Below are 16,512 nucleotides of genomic sequence, written 5' to 3'. Positions count from 1 at the left end.
AGATTCAGGGTTTTTGGATTTCAGTTTTAATAATTTGAAAATGTGCCCAGATGAGGTATAGTCCTGCCTCACAAGATAATTATATTAATTTTACGGGATATTCCCCTAAAGAAAATAAAAGGCGTAATTTTATGGATTTTAACCCCTGTATGAAACACCAGGTGGTCAGAAAAACGGTACGGGAATTTGCTGAAAACGAGATCGGACCCCATGCCGGAAACCTGGACAGGGAAGGGCGCTTCCCAGCTGAAATTGTTGAAAAGATGGGGCTTTTGAATTATTTCGGCCTCCAGGTGCCGCCGTCTTTAGGCGGGGCCGGTCTTGACACCATCTCCTATGCCATTGTGATTGAGGAATTGTCCAGGGTATGTGCCGCACTTGGACTTTGCGTGTCTGTTCACAACAGTGTGGGGCTGTATCCTATTCTAAGGTTTGGTACGGATGAGCAAATTGCCCGCTTTGTCCCGGATATGGCATCTGGAAAGCATATCGGTGCATTCTGCCTGACCGAAGCCAATGCCGGTTCCGATGCCGGCGGCGTAGAGACCACGGCAGCAAAGACGGATGAAGGCTATACCATCAACGGCACAAAGATTTTCGTCACCAATGGCGGGGTATGTGATGTGGTTCTGGTATTTGCCTTGGACACAGGCAGCCAGGGACCGTCCCGGCCCAATGTTTTTATTGTGGAAAAGACACGTCCCGGATTCAGCGTGGGCGAAATAGAGGATCTGTGCGGCATGCGGGCCAATCCGGTTTCGTCCCTGTTTTTTGAGGATTGCCGGATTCCTGAAACCAATCTTCTTGGCAAGCCGGGCCAGGGCCTGAAAATAGGCTTGACTGCCTTGGATACCGGCCGTATCGGTATTGCGGCCCAGGCGTTAGGAATTGCCCAGGCAGCATTTGAAGCGGCATTGAGTTATGCCAAGGAGCGACGGCAGTTCAACAGTCCTTTGACAAAATTTCAAACCATCCAGAATTATCTGGCAGATATGGCCACGTCCATTGAATCTTCGCGTCTGCTTTTGTACCGGGCGGCGGCGGCCAAGGATAAAGGTGAAGATTTTGGGGCCCAGTCGGCCATGGCTAAGCTGTCCTGCAGTGAAACAGCCCGCACAGTGACGGATCTGGCCGTTCAGATCCACGGCGGATACGGATACTCCAGGGAATATGATGTGGAACGTTACTTCAGGGAAGCCAAGGTGACCCAGATTTACGAGGGCACCAGTGAAGTGCAGAAAATGGTCATCGCAAGGCATCTGATTACCCAGCCCAGTTAAGGAATAATACTTAGATATGGAAAATAACTCTCTTGATATCATTGTATGTATCAAACAGGTGCCCATGGTGTCCGAACTGCCCTGGAACTCCAAAACCGGCACCCTGAAACGGGAACTGGCCCAGGGCATGATGGACCCTGCTTCACGCCTTGCCCTGGAAGCCGGACTTCGCCTGAAAAGGGCAGAGCAGTCGGATGATCGTAGTATCCGGGTGACCGCATTGACCATGGGACCGCCCATGGCCGAGGAGGTGCTTCACCAGGCCGTAGCCCTGGGCGCAGACCATGGGGTACTGCTCTCGGACCGGAAAATGGCCGGGGCCGATACCAATCTTACCTCTTTTATTCTTGGCCGGTATATAAAGATGTTTAAACCGGATACCGGTCTTGTGCTGTGCGGCGCCCAAACCAGTGACAGCGAGACGGCCCAGGTCGGTCCCCAGTTGGCCTGTGAACTGGATTTCCCGGCCATCGGCTGGGCATCGGATATCCGACTGATGCAAAGAACACTTGTAGTCACCCGGCTGGTGGATGATTTTATGGAAACCTTGGAGATGGATCTGCCGGGCCTTGTCACCATTGATCTGGGCGCATTTGTTCCCCGTTATGCCGGACTTGCCGGCGTGGCCCAGGCCTTTGCCTCTCCCAGAATTGAGGTTGTGGATGCCGATCGCCTGGAACTTGACAAGGATTTTAATGCGCTTAAGGATTCGCCCACCCGTATTCTGGATGTGTTTTCGCCTGCCACCCAAAAGGAGAGCCGGGTGCTCAAGGGTGCGGCGAAAACCGTGGTGGACCAGCTGTTTACGGATTATGGAAAAATTATCAGTTCTGCCATGGGCAAGGATTTGAAAAAGAAATGAGGCGGCAAATGTCAAAAAATTCAACCGGCAAAGATATCTGGGTGCTTGGCGATTATCGAAACTATTTTAAAAACCGGGTCACGCTCCAGATCCTGGCCAGGGCCAGGGCCCTGGCCGCAAAAACAGGTGGTCGGGTGTGCGGCGTGGTGTTTGGCCATGATGTGGGAGGATATACAGGGGAATATATCGCCCATGGTGCGGACCGGGTTTATGTGATTGATCATCCGAGGCTTAAATCCTATGGTATTGAGACTTTTACCAACCTGTTGATACGGCTGGCCCGGGACATGCAGCCGGATATCATCCTGATCGGGGCCACCCGGTTCGGCCAGGAGGTGGCACCCCGGGTGGCAAAAAAACTGAACACCGGGCTTACCGCCGACTGTATTGATCTCGACATAGACGATAAACAACGGCTTATCCAGATCGCACCATCCTTTGGGGGCAACCTCATTGCACGGATACTCACGCCCAAGGCCCGGCCTCAGATGGCAACGGTGCGGCCCGGCACCTTCCATGAACTGCCCCATGATGATACGGCCCAAGGCGAGGTGGTCACACTTGAACTGCCGGAAGATTTGCCCACCGAGCGGGTCCGCTGCACGCATTCGGAGTACCGGCCTGTCAAAGCCTTGGGCGTTGAAAAGGCGGATATTGTGATCACCGGGGGCAGGGGCATGGGGTCCAAGGGTAAATTTAAAAAATTGTTTGACCTGGCAGGTCTCTTAAATGCCGAGGTCGGGGCCACCCGTCCTGTTGTCTATGCCGGATGGGTGGACCACGAGGCCCTGGTGGGCCAGGCCGGTAAACATATCCGGCCCAAGGTGCTCTTCTCCTTTGGTATCTCAGGGGCCATCCAGCATACGGCTGCGCTCATGGATGCTGATTTCATTGTGGCTGTGAACAAAAATCCCGATGCTATGATGATGAAACTTGCTGATGTGGCCATTGTAGCCGATGCCAACCAGGTCTGCTCCGGGATTATCCGGGCCCTGAAAGAAAAGATACGGGATTGATAGTTTTGACGACATTGTCTTGAATTATGCAAGATCTAACTTATACTAACAGTTATGGGTCTCAGGGATGATCCAAACACCTAAACCGAATTATAATAAAACATGCAAGGAGATATTTAGATGATAAATGTTACTAAGCCTGCCCAGGAGCAGGTCAGACTATATTTTGAAGGCAAAGACATTGTGCCCATCAGAATTTTTCTCAATAGCGCCGGGTGCGGCGGCCCAAGCCTTGCCATGGCTTTGGACGAGAAAAAAGAGACCGATGCCGTGTTTACCTTTGATGATGTGGAATACATCATGGATAAAGATCTGCTGGAAAAGGCAAGTCCCGTGGATGTTGATTTTGAAGGTATGGGCTTTCGCCTTGAATCCAGCATAAAACCGCCTGAAGGCTGTACTGGGTGCGGCGGCGGAACATGCTGTGGCTAATTAGTGATTGAACGAAAAGTCACCCACCTGCGGCGTTGCATAAAAATTTGAAATCCTCACAACCGTGAGGTTGCTCCGGTTTCAAAATTTTTATGCGCCTTGCATCTGGGCAACTTTTCGCCCAATCACGGGTTTCCGGTCAGGCACTAATTAAAAACTAAAGTCCGAGTTTTTAGGCTTGGCTATAATCTCGTCTACGTTATAAAATTTTCGGGACTTAGCTTTCAGTTCGTGCCTGTTTAATTGAAGGCGCATCTATATTGTGTTTTAATAGACTGCGCCTCCATCCTTTGGTCAGCTGGTATGCCTTGTAAATAAAGAGTGTTACTTAGCCATCGGTTGGACTTTTTACAGGACCATCAAAATTAAACCTAAAAATTAAATTTGACCCGTAAGTTTACGGGCAAATTCACACGCCTGGTCTTTGACTGCAGCATCCATTTGATCCGGGGTTGAGCATCCACCCACAAACAATTCTGCAGCATTGATTGATTTGTGGTATTTCTGCATCCTGCCGAATGCCGTGAATGCTTCGGCTGCATTGTTGTCAAACGGCCCACCGCCTGTCATCAAAAGTCCCTGGCGCTGGCCCTCTACAAGGGAAATATGTTCCGGTGCGGTGGCATACAGACTGTACGTGCGGTCAATGACGGATTTAAGCTGGGCATTTACGCCCCAGAAATACAAAGGGGAAGAAAATACAACCGCCTGGGCCTTGATCATTTTTCCCATGATTTCGGGCATATCATCCTTTTGGATACAGCCCGGGGCATCCAGTGTCTGTTTGCACTTTCCACAGCCCATGCACCCTTTTAGATTTTTTGAGTGCAGGTAAACCGTTTCCACATCATGGCCAAGATCCGTCAGTTCAGCGTTCACCCATTCCAGTACCTTTGCCGTGTTTCCATTCTTTTTGGCGCCTCCCTGCAACAACAGTATGTTCATTTTTATCTCCTTGTTTCTGAACGGTACTCAGTATAATTTTCGTATCACAAATTAGATCAATAACAGCACTTGTCAATGCGAAAAAAGGTTATCCGTAGACATCGATCCGGGGCAAAGGATTGACTTTTTTTTTAATCGCCCGCATATTCAATTTAATTGTAACGGTTTCGGATGCAGGCGGGCAAGGTTGGGGACCACTCTTTTTGAAACCATCTTTCACCTTTCCTGTACAGGGAAAGCCGGCAAGAATTAAAAAGGCTTCCAACATACCTAAATTACGTCACCGTTCATCACTTTACTTTATGCTATACAACAACACAAGGGGCGTTCATGAAAACCGATGTAACACTAAAAATTGCAGGCGCGGCGGGGCAGGGCATTCAAACCATTGGCGATCTGCTCTCCGAAGTGTGTCACCAAAGCGGGTTGTTTACCTTCTCTGTGGATGATTTTGAATCACGGGTCAGGGGGGGGCACAATTTTAATCTACTGAGGCTCAGCGACAAGGAACTTACCGCCCCGGGCAACAGGCTTGATCTCCTTGTCTGCATCAACAAAAATGCCTATGAGCTGCATAAAGATGAGTTGCGATCCGGCGGCATTGCCATTATTAACGCAGATGAGCCCGGGACAAAAGACAAGACGCGCTTTGAAATCCCTTTGCAAAAACTGGCAGAAGAAGCCGGGGGTAAAATTACCGCCAATACTGTTGCTGCCGGTGCCGTTCTTGCCATTCTCGGCGCACCTTCAAGTCTGCTGGCCGATGTGTTAGAAAAGCGGTTTGCCGCCAAGGGCGAGAAAATCGTGGCGCTTAATGTTGCAGCGGCAAAAAAAGGCTTTGATGCGGCAAAGGGCTTAAGCCAGGACACCGGGTTCAATTGGGAGGCAAAAAAGAGCAATAATATTGTTCTCAGCGGGGCCAAGGCTGCAGGCTTGGGTGCTCTGGCTGCAGACTGCCGGTTTTTCCCCTTTTACCCCATGAGTCCGGCAACAGGTGTCGTCTCCAGTGTGATTCCTTATTCCAAGAAACTTCCTGTGGTCGTTGAACAGGCAGAAGATGAGATTTCCGCCGTCATGATGGCCATTGGCGCTTCCTTTGCCGGTGTCCGGGCCATGACAGCAACCTCGGGCGGCGGTTTTTGTCTGATGACCGAAGGATTAGGGCTTGCCGGGATGACGGAAACGCCGCTGGTGATCGTCAATGCCCAGCGTCCGGGACCTGCCACAGGGCTGCCCACCCGGACCGGCCAGGCAGATCTGCTTTTTTCCGTCCATGCCTCCCAGGATGAATTTCCACGGTTTATTTTTGCGCCGGGTACACCGGTTGAGACCTATAAGACCATGAAGCGGGCCTTTCATCTGGCTGAAAAATATCAAGTTCCGGTCATTGTTCTGCTTGACCAGTTCCTGGCCAACTCCAGGGTGACCGAAATTAACACGCTTTCCGTGGATCCTGACATTGAACGTTTTTATGAACAAAACAACAATGGCAGCGACGATGCTCCCTATTTGCGGTATGCGCCGGCACAAGACGGGATCTCTCCCCAAAGAGTCCCCTGTTCAGGTCCGGGGCTGGTCCGGGTTACGGGCAATGAGCATGATCCCGAAGGACACATCAGTGAAAATGCCGAAAACAAAATTGCCATGACACAAAAACGTGCGGCAAAGCTGCCTGCCATGATCAAAGAGATGGAAGCCCCCTTCCTGGTGAACCCGACTGCTCCGGTGTATCTTGTGGGGTGGGGCTCCACACGGGGAAATATTCTGGAAGCGGTTGAACGGCTTCGAGCCCAGGGCATGGAGGTCGGGGCTGCCGTGTTCAAGGATCTGTGGCCCATGGACCGTAAAACCATTGGGGATATGCTGGGTGATAAAAAATTGATCATGGTGGAGCAAAATGAGTCCGGTCAGTTAGGCCGCCTGCTGTCCCAGGAAGCCGGTATCAGTGCATCTTACACCATATCCAAATATGACGGCAGACCTTTTTTCCCGGATTATATTGTTCAAAAGGCAAAGGAGCTTGTGAAATAATGATTACCTCAAAAGATTTTAACTGTAATTTCGAAAACAAATGGTGCCCGGGATGTGGTAATTTTCAGATCCTTGCCGCGATGAAAAATGCCTTTGCCCAACAACAGATCCCGCCTGAAAAGCTTACACTGATTTCCGGTATCGGCCAGGCCGGAAAAACACCGCATTTTCTTAAATGCAATATGTTCCATGGGCTTCACGGCAGAGCACTTCCCCTTGCAACAGGAACAAAGATCGCCAATAACGATCTTACGGTGGTGGTTAATGGCGGGGACGGCGACTGTTATGGAGAAGGTGGAAACCACTTTCTGGCGGCCATTCGGCGAAATATCGACATTACGCTTCTGGTGCATAACAACCAGATTTACGGGTTGACCAAGGGCCAGGCCTCTCCCACGTCAAGCCTGGGCATGACCACAAAACTGCAGGTCAACGGCACCCCCTCATCTCAATTTTCGTCATTGGGTATTGCATTGGCTGCCGGGGCCGGATTTGTGGCAAGGGGGCTGTCCGGAGAGCCGGAACATTTGACGGAACTGATCGTCAAAGCCATGAACTACAAGGGCTTTTCTATGGTGGATATTCTACAGCCATGTGTGTCCTTTAACAAAATAAACACCTTGAGCTGGTATAAAGAGCGGGCGTACAAACTTGAGGATACGGACCATGATCCCCAGGACCTTGCAAAGGCATTTAAGCTGGCCCAGGAATGGGAAAACAGCCTGCCGTTAGGCGTGTTGTACGAAGTTGCCGGCACACCATTCCACGAACGGGTTCCCAATCTTAAGGCAAGCGCCCTTGCCGCACATAACTATAACAGCAAGCTGACGGCAGACACCCTTTTACAAAACCTATAGTGAAACAGGAGAGATCATCTGATATGACTATCTGGCAATGCACCATGTGCTTTACTACGATGGACCAGGAAGAACAGCCTGAACAGTGCAGCGTTTGCGGATCTGACAACCGCGTTATCCTTGATAAGGAAACGGTTCCCGAAACCCTTGAAGCGGTCCGGGACAGGGCAAGAAAAAACCTTAAAGGGTTTTGTGCGGCCTACCCCGCCTGTGACGGCAACTTTGATAAAATCTGCCAGAAAGAGGCCTATGGCAAACCCATCGGCTTCGGTGGTGCCGGTGCCGGCTTCTCTTTTCGGGCAAATGTGGCGGCCCTTGAGGCGGTGCGCTTTAAATTGAGGGTAGTGGGGGAACATACCGAACCGGACACCTCTTGTACATTTTTAGGTACAAAACTTGATTTCCCGGTTATGGGCGCTTCCACGGCAGGTGCCGAGCGCTACGGCAATGCCATCAGTGAAGAAGATTTCTGCAGGGCCACAATCCGGGGCTGTAAAGATGCCGGCACCATGGCCTGGCGGGGAGACACCTTTTTTTATACCCCAGAGAACAATCCGGCGCTTCGCGCCATTAAAAAAGAAGGCTTGCCGGCCGTGCCCATCTTCAAACCCAGATCCCAGGATGTGCTTAAACAATTCATCCACAGGGCTGAAGAGCTGGGATGTCCTGCGGTTGGTGTAGATCTTGACGGCTGCGGGTCCACCATCATGGCCCGGCATAATCAGCCGGTATTCCGCAAGAGCGTGAAGGATATCAAGGAATTGGTCCAGGCCACGTCTCTGCCCTTTATTGCCAAGGGGATTATGACGGTGGAGGATGCCGTCAGCTGTGCAGATGCCGGCGTCAAGGTAGTCAGTGTCTCAAACCACGGTGGCCGGGTGCTTGATGCAACGCCGGGAACGGCCGAAGTGCTTCCCGACATTGCCAAACAGCTTAAAGGTCAGGTCATTATCACGGCAGACGGAGGCGTAAGGACCGGATATGACGTGCTCAAGATGCTGGCACTGGGTGCGGACTTTGTTTTGCTTGGCAGGGATGTGATCCGGGCGGCTGTAGGTGCAGGTTCACTAGGTGTAAGAATACATATGGAACATATTCAAAAGATATTGAAAAAAGCCATGTTTATGACCGGGGTCAGCACTATTTCCGATATTGATTCATCAATACTGTGCTGAGAAATGTATAGGGTTTGAACGCAAAGTCACCTATCTGCGCTTTGCATCCGGGCAATTTTGCGTTCAAACACGGGTTCCCGTTCAGTTGTCAAGTTTCATTCGGGACAGGTAAATCCATCAAACCGTGAAATTATCCACCATCTCCTTGAGCTTTGCGGCAAGCTCGGAAAGTGTCCCTGCGCTTGTGCTGATCTGACGGGTGGTGTCCGAAACCTCTTGGATGGATTGATCCAGTTCACCCATATTCCGGTTGATATCAGTTGCAGCGGATGATGTTTTTGCGACATTGGCATTTACTTCCTGAAGTGCATTGGCCCCCTGGGAGACATTTTCATCAATTTCAGCGATGGTTTCGGTCTGTTCCTCCACTGTCATGGCAATGGTCGAAACAATATCGTTCACCTGGTTGATCACATCGGTGATGTTTTGGATCTCGCCGACTGCAGAAGAGGTGGAAATTTTCCGTGCTTCACCCGTGTTTTTGGAGATCCCCATTATAGTGGTGTTGATCTGTGAGGTGGATGCCGCAATCTGTTGGGTGTTGGTGGTCAACTCCTCCATTGCTGCTGCGACTGCATCCATATCGGAACTCATTTCATCCGATAGGCCCTTGGCCTTGTCAATTCTCTCGGAAGAGTCTTCCGATTTTCCGGAAAGCAGTTCCGCTACCTGGTTCATATTGTTGGATGCGCTATCGAGTTCCCCGGCTCCCTTGTTTATATCTTTTACAGCCAAATGAAAAAATTTCACAAATCCGTTGAGGCTTTTGGAGAGCCTTCCGATTTCGTCCGGGTCGGCCCCCTGTTTTTCCCACCTGGCAAATCTCTTTGTAAGGTCCCCGTATCTCAAAGCCTGGGCGATTTCGCTGGATTTGTCCAGTCGGCTTACGATCTTTCGGATTACGATAATGCTCAAGACCATCAGGAAAAATCCCGCGCCGATGGCCACGGCTTGAAAGATGATTAGCTGACGGACCCTTTCTTCAGACTGTTTTTGCATCATTCCCACTGCGATGTTCATCCATTTAAGCAGGGGCATATTATGGGTCTCGATAAATGCCAGAGCCTTTAATACTGCAATGCAAACAACAAGTCTATAACACGGCGACTTTTTTATAGATTTCTTCCATTTTGGAGAATATGCCTTCCCAGGTATAGGCACAGGTTATCCTGTTGACTTGGTCAAGGTCAGGCTGCCGGTTTTGATCCGCCTTTGTAATGCTGATTTTCAGAGCATGGGCAAGGGCCTGTTCCAGGGCCGGCATATCTTTTTGAAACGGTGTGTCCACGGTTTCAAGGGCCGGCAGTTCCAAAAGATTGACCATGCCAGACCGGGTCTCTTCAAATATTTCCCGGGTCCCCGGCAGGGCGGTGGTCAATATCCTGCAGCCGGAAGAGAGTGCTTCCATGAGCACCAGGGGAAGGCCTTCGAAAAACGAAGGCAGAACAAAGAGATGCGCCCCTCGCAAGAGCCGGGCAAGGCTTTCATGGGACAAGGGACCATGAACCGTTACCCGGCCACCCAGGTCTGGGGCCAGTGCCAGACATTCCTCTTTTTCCCGGCCGGTACCGGCGCCTGCCAGGTGCAGGCAATAATCCGGGCCCGTCACTTTTTTCAACGCAGCAAGCAGCCAGGGCACACCCTTGGCCCGGCTCAGTTTGCCTGCATACACGATTTGTACAGGACCTTTTTCAGGCTTTGGCTCAAAATAGAATAATTCTTTTTCAAATCCTGCACCCACCACATGCAGTTTTTCCGGATCTATCCTGTGAATATCCATAATCTGCTGCCTCTGGTGCCGGCTCAGGCATAAAACAGCGTCGATATCTGCCATAGCATCTTCAATAGCCAGGTTCAACCCTGCGCATAGAACATGCTGGCGAAGGCATGTGCCGTGGCAGGAGGTGACCATGGGCAGATCATGAAAAATCTGTCTGGCTGTTTTTGACACAATCCAAAGATGGTGGGTATGGATCAGATCCGGACAAAATTTTTTTTGTGCCCTTTGGAGGGCCTGTCTGAATGCGGTTTCATACCGGCAAAGCTGGTCCTTGTTCATTGAAGAAAAAACCGTGCTGGGGTAGGGCATAACATCGCTCATGCCCGGAAGCCTGAAGTCAAGCCACCCATGGTTAAACCGGACAAATTCAATATGATCCGGGGGTAACAAGGACGGATCTAATTTAAAGTTATCCTGGATGCCCGCCACAAGAAAGTTTTCATGCCCCCTGGCAGAAGATTGTCGGATAATGGCCTGGACCGTCTTTCCTGAGCCTGTGAAATCAGGCATCTGGCTTAAAATATGAAGAATTTTCATAAAGAAAAAATTTTCAATGATCTCTTAACGGAATTTTCAAGATCTGGTCAACATGTATAACCGCCTTTTTCCCAAGACCGTTCAATGCGATCAGATCTTTAAGAGATACCTTGTAGGCATTGGCAATGCTGCCGGCGGTATCCCCCCTGACCACCCGGTGAAAGGGGGTGGTTTTCTGGGCCGTGCGGTATAGGGTTTTGATGGTTTTGTCCAGCAGATCCGAAGATATATGTTTGGGCAGATACAGGGTTTGCCCCGGCGGGATGTATTTTTTGCCGTCAAAGACCGGTTTTCTCAAAGCCGGGTTCATACCCTGCAACATTTTCAGATCCAACGGCAATGTGCGGACAAGATCTGTTGCTGCCACGAATCCTTTTACCTCGTACCGGGTCTGCTGTCCGGGTTTGTCCAGGGTAATATTACCGTAATATTGAACATAATTTTTCGCTACCTGGCGGGCTGCGATAAATTCTGGATAAAAATTGCGTGAGGCAAATCTAAAGGAGCGGCTGCTGTAATTGGTGTATATGGCAGGATAGGTCTTGTGCTTGTCTTTTGCCCGGGACATGCCGTGAAGGCCGTGGTTGTAAGCTGTAATGGCCATAGGCCAGTTTTGAAGCCTTTCATAATTTTTTTTCAGAAGCCGGGCTGCGCCATGGGTGGCGGCAACGGGGTCCAGGCGCTGATCCACCACATGGTTGATATCCATGAACAACTTGCCTGTATAGTGGGTAAACTGCCATAGGCCTGCAGCCCCACATTTTGAATAGGTCCGGACATCATAGGCTGATTCCAGGCACGGCAGGTAGGCCAGATCCTCGGGCAGGCCATAAGATTTCAATATGCCTTTAAACTCATCTATCAAAGCCCCTGAACGGATTACCCCTTCCATGAAATGCTCTTTTAGTCCGGTTTGTACCCTAAGCCTTTTGGCAGCCTGCCTGAACGCCACCGGTTTGGTCTGTGGTGGGAACAGTGCCGCCACTTTTTTTTCCATGGGTGTTTGCGGGGCACTGCCCTTGGAAAGGGCCAGCAAAATGGCCCTATATTTTTCAATGGCCTTTTTTTTGGTTGCCTTGTTTGCCCGGGCAGCTTCCCTGTTCTTGGCAGGATTAAGCTTGAGCTGCTCATAAATTCTGGACAGGTCACCCATATCGTGGACCAGGGCCTGGCCCCGGCTGTATTTGGTAAACACATCGGTCCAAAATGTTACATTGGGTTTGATCAGGTCATAAACCGGAAAAAGTTCCGCTTTTCCGGAGGGGAGTGTGTGCTGTGCTGCCTGGCAGACCGAACCGGCAAAGCCATACATAAGGATTATCGTAAGGCTGACAGATAAATAGACCCATTGTCTAAGAAAATAGGACATAATCACTCCAAAAGAAAAAAGAGGTTGACGAATTTATTCAATAGGTAATTTTATCATATCAGCTTTTGGTTTTAAATAATTTTGATAGACCTAAATTCGGTTTACCGGTATATTGGCCAGCTTTTCTTCCCAATAGTTATCTATCAATTCTTTGTATTTCTCCTGGGGATAGCTTCTGCCGCAGTCGTCGCAGCATATGATAACATGGGGGCAGGCGCGTCTGACAACAAGCTGTCCGCCGCATGACAGGCAGTGTTTAGTTGATTTTTCCATTTTTTATTCCTTTATTTTTGTTCGACAGGCTGTTGCGGAATAGAAAAATTTTTCAGAATTTATTTCTTTAAACGCAGAAATTGGAAAAATTGGCATTCTGTGACAGCCTGTCCATCGGGCCTCTTTCTTTTTCTTTCGGGATAACATAAAACAGGCAGACTTGAAATATTTTAAGTCAGGATACCTGGATTCTTTTTCCCTGGGATTCAGAATCCAGATTTGTAGCCCCCATTGCCGGGACGGGAAGTGAGAATTGATCGACCATTATCCCAACGTTGCATAATGTGCCCGGTATGCGCGAAAACTATTTATAATTTAAATTAAGATTTAAAAATCATATTGCCATAATCAATTGGATAAAAAATTTCATGGATGACAAAAAAAACGTTAAATGGATAATAAATCTTGTTTTGTGTGGAATCTGTTATGAATAATGAAGTGTATGGAATGTATAGGAGGTTGCCGGGCCATGGCTAAAAATTTTTTTTCTACCCGCGTCGGTATCATTATTGTCGGCGCTGTGATCGGAATACTTGCCGCTGTTTTACAGAAACTTGGAAATCCGGGAAATATGGGAATCTGCGTCGCCTGTTTTGAACGGGATATCGCGGGGGCCATCGGGTTGCACAGGGCTGGTGTCGTTCAGTATATCCGCCCTGAAATTATCGGATTTGTGCTGGGATCTCTGGTTGCGGCCTACAGCTTTAAGGAGTTTAAGCCAAGGTGCGGATCAGCGCCCATGGTTCGGTTTGTCCTGGGTGTTTTTGCCATGATCGGTGCACTGGTTTTTCTGGGTTGCCCCTGGCGGGCCGTCCTTCGTCTGGCCGGCGGTGACCTGAATGCCGTTTTGGGAATCCTGGGTTTAGGCTTCGGGGTATGGATCGGGGTGATGTTTTTGAAAAACGGATACAACCTGGGACGCTCCCAGGCCACCCATACCGGTGCCGGATGGATGTTGCCCCTGGTGATGCTGGGTCTTCTGATTCTCATGTTCATCTACCCCCAAGTGTCAGGGGAAGGCAAAAGCGGCGTGTTGTTCTACAGCCTCAAAGGGCCCGGAGCCATGCATGCACCGTTGCTGATCTCCCTTGTGGTGGGTTTGGGTATTGGATTTTTGGCCCAGCGCAGCCGGTTCTGCACCATGGGGGCGCTTCGTGATCTGATTCTGTTCGGCCAGACCCATCTGCTGTCCGGCTTTTTATCCCTTTTGATCTGTGCCTGTGTTGCCAATGTTGTTCTCGGCCAATTTCACGTCGGATTTACAGGCCAGCCCGTGGCCCATAACCTTCATCTCTGGAACTTTCTGGGCATGGCCCTGGCCGGACTGGCCTTTGCCCTGGCAGGCGGTTGCCCCGGGCGACAGCTTTTCCTGGCCGGTGAAGGGGATTCCGATGCTTCCGTCTTTGTACTGGGAATGATTGCCGGTGCAGCCTTTTCCCATAATTTCGGGCTGGCAAGCTCTCCCAAGGGCCTTGGACCCCACGGTATTGCAGCAGTTATGGTCGGATTCATCGTTTGTCTGTTCATCGGATTTGCCATGAGAAAAAAAATTGCCGCTTAATTTAAATAACGGCCATGGGCCGACCTGGTCTATCAACACCCAGACTCACCCCACAATAAACAATGAAAGTAATTCAACAAGTTATTGAGACTTTCATATTAAAAATAAGGAAGATATGATGAGCAAAATAGTCGACGCAAGGGGCCTTTCCTGCCCCCAGCCGGTACTGATGACCCTGGATGCCATAAAATCCGGAACGGATAGTGAACTTGAAGTTATCGTGGACAACATGGCTTCCAGAGAGAATGTGGTCCGGGCTGCAGAGAGCAAAGGCTGGAACGTTTCTGATATCAAGGATAACGCCGGCGATACCCAGATTTTTATCCGAAAAGGATAATATCTGTGTTTAAACGCGTATTCCGCCTGTTTAACCGTGCACAAAAGGATGAGTCCCGGAAGGTAAAGGAAGATCTGGGTATCCTGGTATTTGAGAATACATCCGAAGTGATTCAGGCGGAAGATTTTTTAAAATCCAGGGGGTGGGAGATCAAGGTAATGGGACCTCCTCCCGGGGTCCAAAGCGGGTGCGATCTGGTGATTCAGTTTCCCCTCATTGAAAAGCTGATGTTGACCAGACAGCTTGACGACGCAGGACTTCCGCCCTTAGAAGTGGTACCTGTGACCCACCCCCTGCTTAAACCCGTGGACCTTTTTCATACCAAGGATTTTGGCGATTACCTCATGGTCCGGGCCGCCAACATGAAAATTACCATTGAAAAGCAAACAAAAATTATCGTGAATATTTCAGGCGGGGGGTGCCCGGATGTTCCCTACCTTGCGTGTGAAATGGTGGGAAGACATCTGGATGAGGCGCCAAGACCCGGCAAAATCGGGCATACACTTTGCGGCTATGCCCTGGAACTGGCCCATAAGGAGATGATCCGCCAATGCTCCTGATTGTGGGCACCGTGCCGGATGAGACCTTTCCGTTAACCTTGGGTACGCCCGTCCTGGACGGCGCCGACATGATCATCAATGACATTCGTGTGCCTGTGAACCGGGGAACACCGGCTCTGGTGGGCGCTGTCCTGGCCGCCTGTCAAGTGCTTGGAACCATGCCGGTGGAAACCGCTCTAATTGGTGACATCGGCACCGGCAAGGGCAGCCGGAAACTTTATGAATACCTATCCCGGGAACTGCCGGGGATGGCGGTATCCACCCTGGCGTTTCATTACCTTCAACCCGATGTCGACTGGCACAATAAAGTCCTTTTTGCCGTGGAAGAGATGGAAAAAAGGCCAGTTCTCATAGCGGATGCCGGTTTCATGTACGCGGCCAAGATGAGCGGCCAGGCTCAGGACTATGACCTTTTTACCCCGGATGTGGGGGAACTCTCCTTTCTGGCAGACGAAACTGCGCCCCATCCGTTTTACACCAGAGGCTTCATTCTGCACCAGGACAACCAGGTGCCGGATCTCATTGCCCGGGCCTATGAACATAAAAACGGCGCCCGCCACCTGTTAGTCAAGGGCAGTGTCGATTATGTGGTGGCCGGCGGTGAAATTAAGGAACAGATCAGTAAACCGGCTGCCGAAGCCATGGAGGCCATGGGCGGCACCGGGGATACTCTGACCGGGCTTGCCTGCGCTTTGGTCGAATCCGGGAAAAGCATCCCGGAGGCCTGCCTCATTGCAGCGCGTGTCAATCGAATGGCCGGCGTATATGCCGGCCCGACACCCGCCTCACAGGTGATGGACATTATTTTGCAAATTCCCAAAGCCTTGGCCGGGGTTCTGGAAGGTCCCGGCAAGCAATTATAAAATGGTGAAAAAATGACGGATAAATCAAAGAACGACCCTCCGACCGGCACCATTGAGCCCGGTATGACCGTACTGGACATTGTTTCAACCTACAGTGCCACCCAGGACGTGTTCAAGCGCTGGGATGCCAAAGCAGGGGAGTGCATCTGCTGTAACGCGCTTTTTGACCCCCTTGAAACGGTTGCCGAAAAATATAATCTGGATCTGACTGCCTTGGTTCAGGAGTTAAGAAATGCCGTCTCTATGTAGTTTGGTGTCAGCCAAACCTCAGAGAGTACAGAGTTTTAAGTGATGCGCCCGGAAATTCAATTCAATGGCTCTGCTTTTTTGCTGCAGATTCTCATGTATTTTTGTTTCAGGTTTTTTTTATTATATGAAACACTCCCCTCAAAAAAGGGAATAGCGTTCCATTGGTTGTATGGCTTTTTGTTCCACAACACTTTTATTACCGTTACAAATTGAAGGTATCAAATCAATAAAGCTATCTCTTTCGGATAACAATTCAAGCACAGAAGACAACTTTTTAAATCATCAGCGGCGGTCGGTTTATACTATAAAAGTTTTATATACGTGGTACCTCTTCATGGAAGTCCAACAGTTCGTTGTGCAAAAAACCGACCAGTCATGTTATATT

Annotated in this window: 17 protein-coding genes; 12 read left to right on the top strand and 5 right to left on the bottom strand. The window is 50.0% G+C overall.

What is annotated here, in order from left to right; all coding sequences use genetic code 11:
• Nucleotides 1–131 precede the first annotated feature (131 nt).
• The 4 genes from B147_RS0112995 to B147_RS0112980 all read left to right on the top strand — a co-directional run bounded on the left by B147_RS0112995 (nucleotide 132) and on the right by B147_RS0112980 (nucleotide 3,590).
• Nucleotides 132–1,280 (top strand): acyl-CoA dehydrogenase family protein, encoded by a 1,149-nt coding sequence (locus B147_RS0112995; RefSeq protein WP_020587635.1) that lies wholly within the window; start codon nucleotides 132–134, stop codon nucleotides 1,278–1,280.
• Between the two features lie 16 nt (nucleotides 1,281–1,296).
• Nucleotides 1,297–2,142, top strand: coding sequence for an electron transfer flavoprotein subunit beta/FixA family protein (locus tag B147_RS0112990; protein WP_020587634.1), 846 nt, complete (start codon nucleotides 1,297–1,299; stop codon nucleotides 2,140–2,142).
• An 8-nt stretch (nucleotides 2,143–2,150) separates the two neighbouring features.
• Nucleotides 2,151–3,158, top strand: coding sequence for an electron transfer flavoprotein subunit alpha/FixB family protein (locus B147_RS0112985; protein ID WP_157237879.1), 1,008 nt, complete (start codon nucleotides 2,151–2,153; stop codon nucleotides 3,156–3,158).
• A gap of 120 nt (nucleotides 3,159–3,278) precedes the next feature.
• Nucleotides 3,279–3,590, top strand: a complete 312-nt coding sequence (locus B147_RS0112980) for an IscA/HesB family protein (protein WP_020587632.1) — start codon at nucleotides 3,279–3,281, stop codon at nucleotides 3,588–3,590.
• A 378-nt stretch (nucleotides 3,591–3,968) separates the two neighbouring features.
• On the opposite strand, the gene B147_RS0112975 is transcribed toward B147_RS0112980, so the two are convergent.
• The gene (locus B147_RS0112975) at nucleotides 3,969–4,535 is read right to left on the bottom strand and encodes a flavodoxin family protein (RefSeq protein WP_020587631.1); all 567 of its coding nucleotides are present in this window, start codon (nucleotides 4,533–4,535) and stop codon (nucleotides 3,969–3,971) included.
• A gap of 330 nt (nucleotides 4,536–4,865) precedes the next feature.
• Between B147_RS0112975 and B147_RS0112965 the strand changes: the two genes are divergently transcribed.
• From B147_RS0112965 to B147_RS0112955, 3 genes are read left to right on the top strand one after another with little or no spacing between them, the layout of a single operon-like run.
• Nucleotides 4,866–6,566, top strand: coding sequence for a 2-oxoacid:acceptor oxidoreductase subunit alpha (locus B147_RS0112965; RefSeq protein WP_020587629.1), 1,701 nt, complete (start codon nucleotides 4,866–4,868; stop codon nucleotides 6,564–6,566).
• A complete protein-coding gene (locus B147_RS0112960) occupies nucleotides 6,566–7,423 on the top strand; it encodes a thiamine pyrophosphate-dependent enzyme (protein WP_020587628.1) in 858 nt (285 codons plus the stop codon). The genes B147_RS0112965 and B147_RS0112960 overlap by 1 nt, the downstream gene beginning before the upstream one ends.
• A 23-nt stretch (nucleotides 7,424–7,446) precedes the next feature.
• Nucleotides 7,447–8,598 (top strand): alpha-hydroxy-acid oxidizing protein, encoded by a 1,152-nt coding sequence (locus tag B147_RS0112955; protein WP_026259640.1) that lies wholly within the window; start codon nucleotides 7,447–7,449, stop codon nucleotides 8,596–8,598.
• 117 nt (nucleotides 8,599–8,715) lie between these two features.
• Here the strand turns inward: B147_RS0112955 and B147_RS0112950 are convergent, their stop codons facing one another.
• The 4 genes from B147_RS0112950 to B147_RS0112935 all read right to left on the bottom strand — a co-directional run bounded on the left by B147_RS0112950 (nucleotide 8,716) and on the right by B147_RS0112935 (nucleotide 12,557).
• Nucleotides 8,716–9,636 (bottom strand): methyl-accepting chemotaxis protein, encoded by a 921-nt coding sequence (locus tag B147_RS0112950; RefSeq protein ID WP_020587626.1) that lies wholly within the window; start codon nucleotides 9,634–9,636, stop codon nucleotides 8,716–8,718.
• 55 nt (nucleotides 9,637–9,691) lie between these two features.
• A complete protein-coding gene (locus tag B147_RS0112945) occupies nucleotides 9,692–10,915 on the bottom strand; it encodes a glycosyltransferase family 4 protein (protein ID WP_020587625.1) in 1,224 nt (407 codons plus the stop codon).
• Between the two features lie 13 nt (nucleotides 10,916–10,928).
• Complete coding sequence (locus B147_RS0112940; RefSeq protein WP_020587624.1) at nucleotides 10,929–12,284, bottom strand: lytic transglycosylase domain-containing protein; 1,356 nt, start codon at nucleotides 12,282–12,284, stop codon at nucleotides 10,929–10,931.
• A gap of 90 nt (nucleotides 12,285–12,374) precedes the next feature.
• The gene (locus B147_RS0112935) at nucleotides 12,375–12,557 is read right to left on the bottom strand and encodes a dual CXXC motif small (seleno)protein (protein WP_020587623.1); all 183 of its coding nucleotides are present in this window, start codon (nucleotides 12,555–12,557) and stop codon (nucleotides 12,375–12,377) included.
• A gap of 469 nt (nucleotides 12,558–13,026) precedes the next feature.
• Between B147_RS0112935 and yedE the strand changes: the two genes are divergently transcribed.
• The 5 genes from yedE to B147_RS28305 all read left to right on the top strand — a co-directional run bounded on the left by yedE (nucleotide 13,027) and on the right by B147_RS28305 (nucleotide 16,127).
• Nucleotides 13,027–14,118 (top strand): YedE family putative selenium transporter, encoded by a 1,092-nt coding sequence (gene yedE, locus B147_RS0112930; RefSeq protein WP_020587622.1) that lies wholly within the window; start codon nucleotides 13,027–13,029, stop codon nucleotides 14,116–14,118.
• 115 nt (nucleotides 14,119–14,233) lie between these two features.
• Nucleotides 14,234–14,455 (top strand): sulfurtransferase TusA family protein, encoded by a 222-nt coding sequence (locus tag B147_RS0112925; RefSeq protein WP_281167888.1) that lies wholly within the window; start codon nucleotides 14,234–14,236, stop codon nucleotides 14,453–14,455.
• A gap of 5 nt (nucleotides 14,456–14,460) precedes the next feature.
• A complete protein-coding gene (locus B147_RS0112920) occupies nucleotides 14,461–15,015 on the top strand; it encodes a putative Se/S carrier protein (RefSeq protein ID WP_020587620.1) in 555 nt (184 codons plus the stop codon).
• The gene (locus B147_RS0112915; RefSeq protein ID WP_020587619.1) at nucleotides 15,006–15,878 is read left to right on the top strand and encodes an NAD(P)H-hydrate dehydratase; all 873 of its coding nucleotides are present in this window, start codon (nucleotides 15,006–15,008) and stop codon (nucleotides 15,876–15,878) included. Before B147_RS0112920 ends, B147_RS0112915 begins: the two co-directional genes overlap by 10 nt.
• A gap of 12 nt (nucleotides 15,879–15,890) precedes the next feature.
• Complete coding sequence (locus B147_RS28305; RefSeq protein WP_020587618.1) at nucleotides 15,891–16,127, top strand: hypothetical protein; 237 nt, start codon at nucleotides 15,891–15,893, stop codon at nucleotides 16,125–16,127.
• Nucleotides 16,128–16,512: the final 385 nt, after the last annotated feature.

It is taken from the genome of Desulfobacter curvatus DSM 3379 (genome assembly GCF_000373985.1).
Taxonomy (GTDB): domain Bacteria; phylum Desulfobacterota; class Desulfobacteria; order Desulfobacterales; family Desulfobacteraceae; genus Desulfobacter; species Desulfobacter curvatus.
This window is presented reverse-complemented; position numbering and strand designations above follow the sequence as displayed.